4 protein-coding genes and 1 pseudogene are annotated in these 6,499 nt (G+C 69.1%); 1 reads left to right on the forward strand and 4 read right to left on the reverse strand.

All coding sequences use genetic code 11. The features are described 5' to 3' along the window. Positions 1-203 precede the first annotated feature (203 nt). Complete coding sequence (locus IH61_RS0139375) at positions 204-1,049, forward strand: hypothetical protein (protein ID WP_031079159.1); 846 nt, start codon at positions 204-206, stop codon at positions 1,047-1,049. On the opposite strand, the gene IH61_RS0139380 is transcribed toward IH61_RS0139375, so the two are convergent. The 4 genes and pseudogenes from IH61_RS0139380 to IH61_RS45400 all read right to left on the reverse strand — a co-directional run. Next, positions 979-2,628: a hypothetical protein gene (locus IH61_RS0139380; RefSeq protein WP_031079160.1), complete on the reverse strand. Its 1,650-nt coding sequence runs from the start codon at positions 2,626-2,628 to the stop codon at positions 979-981. The genes IH61_RS0139375 and IH61_RS0139380 overlap by 71 nt on opposite strands. 296 nt (positions 2,629-2,924) lie before the next feature. Continuing rightward, the gene (locus IH61_RS0139385) at positions 2,925-3,326 is read right to left on the reverse strand and encodes a 6-pyruvoyl trahydropterin synthase family protein (RefSeq protein WP_051838772.1); all 402 of its coding nucleotides are present in this window, start codon (positions 3,324-3,326) and stop codon (positions 2,925-2,927) included. Between the two features lie 56 nt (positions 3,327-3,382). Continuing rightward, positions 3,383-6,031 (reverse strand): AAA family ATPase, encoded by a 2,649-nt coding sequence (locus IH61_RS0139390; protein WP_051838773.1) that lies wholly within the window; start codon positions 6,029-6,031, stop codon positions 3,383-3,385. A 312-nt stretch (positions 6,032-6,343) separates the two neighbouring features. After that, a pseudogene (locus IH61_RS45400) lies at positions 6,344-6,499 on the reverse strand (endonuclease III domain-containing protein); the annotation flags it as partial.

Consider the following 6,499-nt stretch of genomic DNA (forward strand, 5'->3'; position numbering starts at 1 on the left):
CGGCTTCCCCGGCTTCACCGCCGCCTTCTTCACGACCGGCTTCGACGCCGCCGCCTTCCGGACCTTGCTCTCTGCCATGCACGAAGGCTACGCCGAACCGTAGGCCACGATGCCGGTTTCACTTGGGCGGTGCTGCCCATCCCACCAAGGGAAACTCCTCGAAGTGGTGGCGGCGGGCCGCGGTGCTTTGGCTCAATAGCTGCGTGGAGATCGACGAGAAGTGGGCCTACCGCGCCCAGCCAAAGCTGCTTGGCGGCGCGGTCCGCCGTGTGGAGATCGTCCGGGTGGGAGACCCGCGTCGGTCGGCGCAGGTGCACGTCCGGTTCCTCGAAGGTGAGGAAGCCGGACTGCAGGAGTGGGTGGCGCAGGCATCACTGGTCGCCCGGTGGGCTGACGTAGAAGTCTTCCGCGCTGACGACACCGCTGAACTGAGACTGACGGAAGCGTCCCGGCAGGTGCGCAAGAGCCCCGAGTTCGAGGCGGCCCGGACAGTCCTTGGGTTCGTCCGCCCGAAGAGCCAGGTCCGGCTGCGCAAGGGCGTGGCTGACGCCGGTGTGTTGGAGCTGGCCGATCTCGATGCCACGGCGCAGCGTCTGGGCCTTGATCCGGTCGAGCTGCGTGCCGATCCGATGGTCTACGAGGACCGGACCGGGCTGTGCCTGGCGGGTTGGCCGGTCGTCGAGCGGATCGTCCGACGCGCTGCCGAGGTGCTGGCCGAGGAGATCCTGCCGGAGGTCGACCGCCGGCAGGAGTCCGTGGATCGCGAGCGGGCCGTTCCGTCATGGCATTCCTGGGAGCGCCGCCGGGACGACGGAAAGCTGAAGGCCGAGGACGACGCTCTCCGCACCATCCGCGAGTGGTGCGGCCAGGAGCGGGTGGATCGCTATGACGAGCTGCTCGCGCTTCGCGAGGAGGTGGAGCGGCTGAGCACCCTGATCGAGCGGGCCGTGAAGGCGCTGCGCGAGCGCGGGCACGGCGTCATCGCCTCCACCATTGAGCGCGACCTTGGGGTCCGTGTTTCCAGCCTTGGTCCTGAGGTGAGGCGCTGAGGTCACGCCAGGGGTCTGCCTGCCGGGGTGGCTCGGCTGGTGGTGCTTCCTTGACAGGCCGGTGCGGGCTCCAGCCCTTGAGGAAGGGGCGCAGAGCCTCGTCCGTGGGTTCGGTCTCGAAGTCCTCGACGCCGAGCCCGCGGCCGGGTGATGTCGGGTCGATCCGGTCGGCCTCTTCCTGGCCCCACTTGGCCCACTGACGCAGGCGCTCAGCCTCCGCGGCGGACGTGGCACGGGAGGCGGATTCCTCCAGCTCCGCGCAGAACCGCCGGATCTCAGCCGCGGTACGCCAGCGGTCCAGGGCCGCCCCGAAAGTCTCCGCCCGCGCAGCCTCAGCGGCGCGGATCTTGGCGACGGCGACGGCCTTCTCCCACTTCCGCTGCGTGCGCTCCTTCTCCTCGGCCTCTAGACGTCGCCGCTCGGCCTCCGCTCGTTCCCGCTCCTCCTTGAACCGTCGCTGCTCGGCCTCGTACGCCAGGCGGCGAGTCTCCTGCTCTTCGGCGCGGGCCTTCAGGGCCCGGAAGGCAGCCCCGATCTGTTCCTCCAGCTGACGGCCGGGTTTGTCTCCGCACTCCTTCGTCCAGGCGCTGGCGCGGCTGTAGCTGGCGTGGGGTTCGACCAGGTAGAGGTCGAGCTCGCCGGACGGCTCGGACCGGTGGGCGGGCGTGACCCGTTGCCAGTCGTAGGTCTTCCGCCGACCCTTGGGGGCGGGAACGTACTGGACTTGCTTCTGCCGCTCCTTGAAGCCGATCTCCCAGGTCTTCCCGTGGACGTTGAGCAGCGGCCTGACCTGGCGCCGCTTCTTCAGGATCGTCACGTCCCCGTGCCTCGACAGGGCTTCCTCAGCGATCAGACGGACGATCGCCAGCACGCGCGGGAGTACGCCCTCGGAGATCTCGAAGGCACTGTGGTCGGCCTTGATCGCCGCGATGATGTCGTCCACATCGGTGACGACCCTGCTCCGCTGGAGACGGATCCGGTTCCACTCGGTCTCGTCGAGCCCGTTCGTCCGCAGCAGGCCGAGAAAGAAGTCTCCCTTCTCCCGCCCGCTGTACTTCAACTGGTAGCCCTCAGGGGCGTAGTCGCGGGCGGCATCGAAGGCCCGCCGCAGCCGCGCCCGCTCCTCGGGCGACGGATCCGAGATACGCAGGAAGCGCCCGGCCTGCTGGACCTGCTCGATCAACGCCGGGCCAGTCACCGACCGCGGAGGCGGAAGCGAACGGGCTGGACGAGCCGGAGCCGACGGCTTCGGGCTCACGGCCCCTTCGTCCCGCTGAGCATCCTGCCGCACGACCTTCGCAGCGGGTTCCCGAGCTCGATCCCGGCCAGTGGATCGACCGACCTTCTTGGCCGGCTGGTCCGGGTGATGGCCGTGCTCCAGGTAGTACCGTCCGATGTCGGTGATCTCCGCCCGCCACTTCTTGTCAGCGGCCTTCGGCATGAGGACGAGACCCCGGTCCTTCAGTGCCCGCGCCGTAAGGGCGAGAGCAGGTTCGTCCGAGGTCACGGGGTTGGCGCCCTTGCTGATACGAGTCAGGAGAGCGAGCTGACGCTCGTTGAGAGGAGTCCAGCGGTGCATACCGCCGTCGTATCCCCTCGTTCCCGTCCTGCACAAGCCGATTGATCAAACCCGCTCATGGAAACCGCACCATCGCCAGCCGCGGCTCCGGTTTCCTCGGTTTCACGCCGTCTTGGCCGGCTTCGGCGCCGTCGCCTTCCGGACCTTGCTCTCTGCCATGCACGAAGGCTGCGCCGACGAGTTACTCCGGGTTGGCTCGCGCACCAAGGCCCGCAAGCGGGTCTCCAGCCGGACAGGAAGCCGTAAACCACCCGCCCATGCGGGACCTCATCTCGGCATCGCCCCGTGAGGTCTGCTCATCCTCCCGTGTAGGGGTCCGGTTCACGATGGACGCGCGGCCTGTAGGTCGCCCAGGTCTTCGGGGTCTCCGACACCCGGACCGCGGTCAGTTCAGGCAATTGGTCAGTCCAGAGACTGAAGATCCACACGGCGAGGTTCTCGGCCGACGGGGAGACACCCCCCCCCATCGCCTCATTGAGGTGTCGGTGGTCGAGGGTGTCGTCCATCCACTTCTTGAAGGCATCGAGGTCACGGTAGTCACGGACGAATCCGGCCTCGTTGAGGTCTTCCCGGCGAGCGGACAGTTCGAGCACCACGATGTAGTTGTGCCCGTGCATGCGGGCGCAAGGATGCCATGCGGGCAGCACGTCCAGCACATGGCTGGCCGAGAAGTGGAACTCCTTGGTGATGGTCAGCATCGCGTCCCCGCTCCGTGTTCCTTCCCTGCTCTCCCGACCCGTCCTGTTCCCGCCACTCAGATCAGTCCCTCGGTGCCGAGAATCCTGCGGTTGAGCGGGACCTCCTCCAGGAAGCGGCGCCGCAGGCCGACGTCGTCGATCAGCTCGGCCTTTCGGGTCACCTCGGAGCGGGCACGGTCGAGGAGTTCCCGGGCCTCACCTTCCGATCCTGCCGCACGCAACGCCACCGCCGCGTCGAAGAGGACCTCCTCGGTGCGCAGGGCGGGCATGTCACCGACCCTGCCGAGTGTGCTCAGCGCCTCGCGAGCCAGCTCCTGGGCCGCCACCGGCTCGCCCATCAGCAGGTGCGTACGGCTTCGCAGAGCCAGCGCCGCGATCTGGCTGCGGACCATGCCAGTGCTTTCGGTCTCCACCCTGGTCGCCAGGGCGAGGCGGTCTGCCCGGCGGACCTTGTCCAGGTCCCCGTCGGCGACGTCGAGCAGGACCTCGGCGAAGAGGTTGCGGACGATCGGCACCAGGTTGGCGAGCCAGGTCCGCTGGGTCTCCAGCCAGGCGGCTTCGGCCAGTTCGAGGGCCTCTTCCCGGTGCAGCGGATCCATAGCGAGCAGTCGGGCGAGCAAGACCGCGTTGTAGGCGTGCCAGCCGCTGTCACCGCCCCGCTTCTCCTCCGAGGCGAGGGCCTCCCGCAGCACCTCTTCCGCCTGCGCCCATGCCGCGGTGGCCATGTGCACCTGGGCGAGGTAGTTGAGCGCTATCGGCAGCTCGACGGCCATCGGCTCACGCCGGATCCGGTCGACACACCGCAGCAGCCGGCCCAGAGCCTCACCGAGGAACCCGCTGTCGAAGAGGCTGATGGCGAGCTGCATCTCCGCGAGGTTGCGCGCGTGCTGGAGTACGGGATCGTCCGTGGCCCCCAGAGCGGGGTCGGAGGCGTACATGCGCTCGACCTCGCGCAGCTGCTCCAGGCCGTCCGCCAGCCGCCACTTCGAGACCTGCCGGCCGTACTCGACCTTGGCGACGAAGAGCGCCACAGGGTCGCCCGCCTGCTCCGCCCGGTCCACCGCCTCACGGAGCTTTGCCAAGGAGGGCTCCAGGCCCTGTGTCGCGAGCAGGGTCTTGCCGCGGAGCAGCGTCGTACGGGCGATCAGCCGGGCATCGACGCACCGCACGGCGGCCTGTTCCGCTTCCGCCGCAAGCGCATCGATGTCCGGTCCGCCGGCCGGCTGATGACGGCCCCGCCAGCGGACCTCGGTCAGCGACAACAGCAGCTCAATGGCGGCGACGAGACGGCGGTCCCGGTCCGGTTCCTTCTCCGGCAGTGCGCGGGACGCGCGGATGGCCACCTCGCAGTGCTGCTCCGCTTCGACGAAGGAGAGCCCGTCGAGCGCCGCCGAACGCGCGAGCGCGTAGTGAGCATCCGCCGAGGCCGCCAGGCAGGGCAGGCCGCCGCGGTCCAGATGGCCCGCGATCTCCAGCCGACGTCCCAGGGCGGCGTCCGGTCCCGAGTGGGAGCTCAGCACCTGGGCGATCCGGGCGTGCCGGGAACGGCGCTGCTCTGCGGTCTGCTGCTCGTAGATCACCCGCCACAGAGCGCCGTGCTCGAACCGGTAGGAGTCGGCCTGATCACCTCGTGCCCAGGCCGGGGGCTCGGCTTCAACGACGATCAGCTGCTGCTCGTCGGCGATCCTGCGCAGGCGCTCGATCACCTCGTCGTGCGGCTCGCCGAGGGTCTCGGCCACGACGTTCGAGAGGAAGCTGCTGCCCTGCGCAGCAGCCGTCGCGATCAGCCGTCGGTCCCGCTCGTCGAGCAGTCGCAAACGCGAGTCGACCACACGGTTGAGGCTCCGCGGCAGAGGGATCCGGTCGCTGCCGGGGCTCCACTCCTCCAAGCACATCCTGACGAAGACCGAGTGCCCTCCCGTGAGTTGGACCAGCTCGGTCGACAGCGCCGCCGGCGCTCCCGGGTGGCGGCGCTCGACCAGTTCCTGGACGGCCTCCGGCGGCAGCCCGGCCAGTTCCCTGCGCCGGGCCAGCCCCTGGCTCTCCCAGGTGTCCAGCAGTGCCTCGACGGCCGCCGCGGAGCCGCTGTTCGGCTCCCGGTCCGGCGCATGGCTGATCACCAGGGCCAACGGCTCACCGTCGAGACGGCGGACGAGCCTGTCCAGGACCAGCAGGCTGCTCGGGTCGATGTGCTGGATGTCGTCCACCAGAGCCAGAACGGGAAGGCCGTCACGCGCCAGGTCCAGCAGCGCGTCGGCGATCCGGGCTGCGGCCCCGTGTTGGATCGGCATCACGCTGTCGAGTGGCACCGAACCGGAGTTGAGCGCGGCCTCGGTGACCTCCCGGCCGACCTTCCAGGCCGCACCGAGCCCCGGCACGATCGCCGACAACACCTCCGGAGCAGACGTCGCCACCCCCCGCCCGGCCCCACGGAACACGCGGCTCCACCAGCCGGGCTGCTCGACCTGGTCGTGGAGCTGCTGGAGCAGGTCGACCGCAGGGGCGTACGTCAGTCCCGTGCCGATCTCCGGATAGCAACTCGTCAGCACCACGCGGCACGCCTCGGGCGTCCCGGCTCGCTCGCCAACGCGACGGGCGAACTCGGCCAGCAGAGCGGACTTGCCCATGCCCGATCGTCCCCGTATCACCAGCGCTCCACCCCGCCGGTCGGCCAAGTCCGCTACCAGGCCGTCGAGTTCAGCCATGTAGTCGACGCGGTCAACGAAGTCCGTCGGCACAGACACCCCCAGAAGTCACTGCTCAGGCCCAACCTGACATCTGCGTACCGCACGAGCCTATGCCCATGCACCTGACCAACTACGGGGTTTGCTCCACTGATCCACCAGGTGGCTCAGAACAACCGCTGCCCTCGTGACGGCAATGACGTGTCGCCTCTGCCACGAGGAACGGGTACAGCCCCGCCCTCACGGCGATCCGGGTACCGCGCCGGATGGTGTCACGCCACTCGGCTCGTGATCGGTTCGTATCCCGAAGGGTTCTCCCGTTTTAGGATCACGAGCGTTTCCGAGGACCACGTTGGCCGTCTTCCGGCCCACGCCAGGCAGCGTAACCATCTCCTCCGGGTTCGCCGCAGCCATGTCCTCCGGCTCCGGATACTTCGCGAACAACGCCGGCGTCGTCTGGTTCACCCGCAAGTCCGTCGTCTGCGCCGA

This window comes from Streptomyces sp. NRRL WC-3742, from assembly GCF_000720635.1.
In the GTDB taxonomy this organism is placed as follows: domain Bacteria; phylum Actinomycetota; class Actinomycetes; order Streptomycetales; family Streptomycetaceae; genus Kitasatospora.

Bases quoted from the DNA above. Each gene is read 5' to 3' on its own strand.
- IH61_RS0139380 (WP_031079160.1), bottom strand. From the start codon at position 2,628: ATGCACCGCTGGACTCCTCTCAACGAGCGTCAGCTCGCTCTCCTGACT.
- IH61_RS0139385 (WP_051838772.1), bottom strand. From the start codon at position 3,326: ATGCTGACCATCACCAAGGAGTTCCACTTCTCGGCCAGCCATGTGCTG.
- IH61_RS0139390 (WP_051838773.1), bottom strand. From the start codon at position 6,031: ATGGCTGAACTCGACGGCCTGGTAGCGGACTTGGCCGACCGGCGGGGT.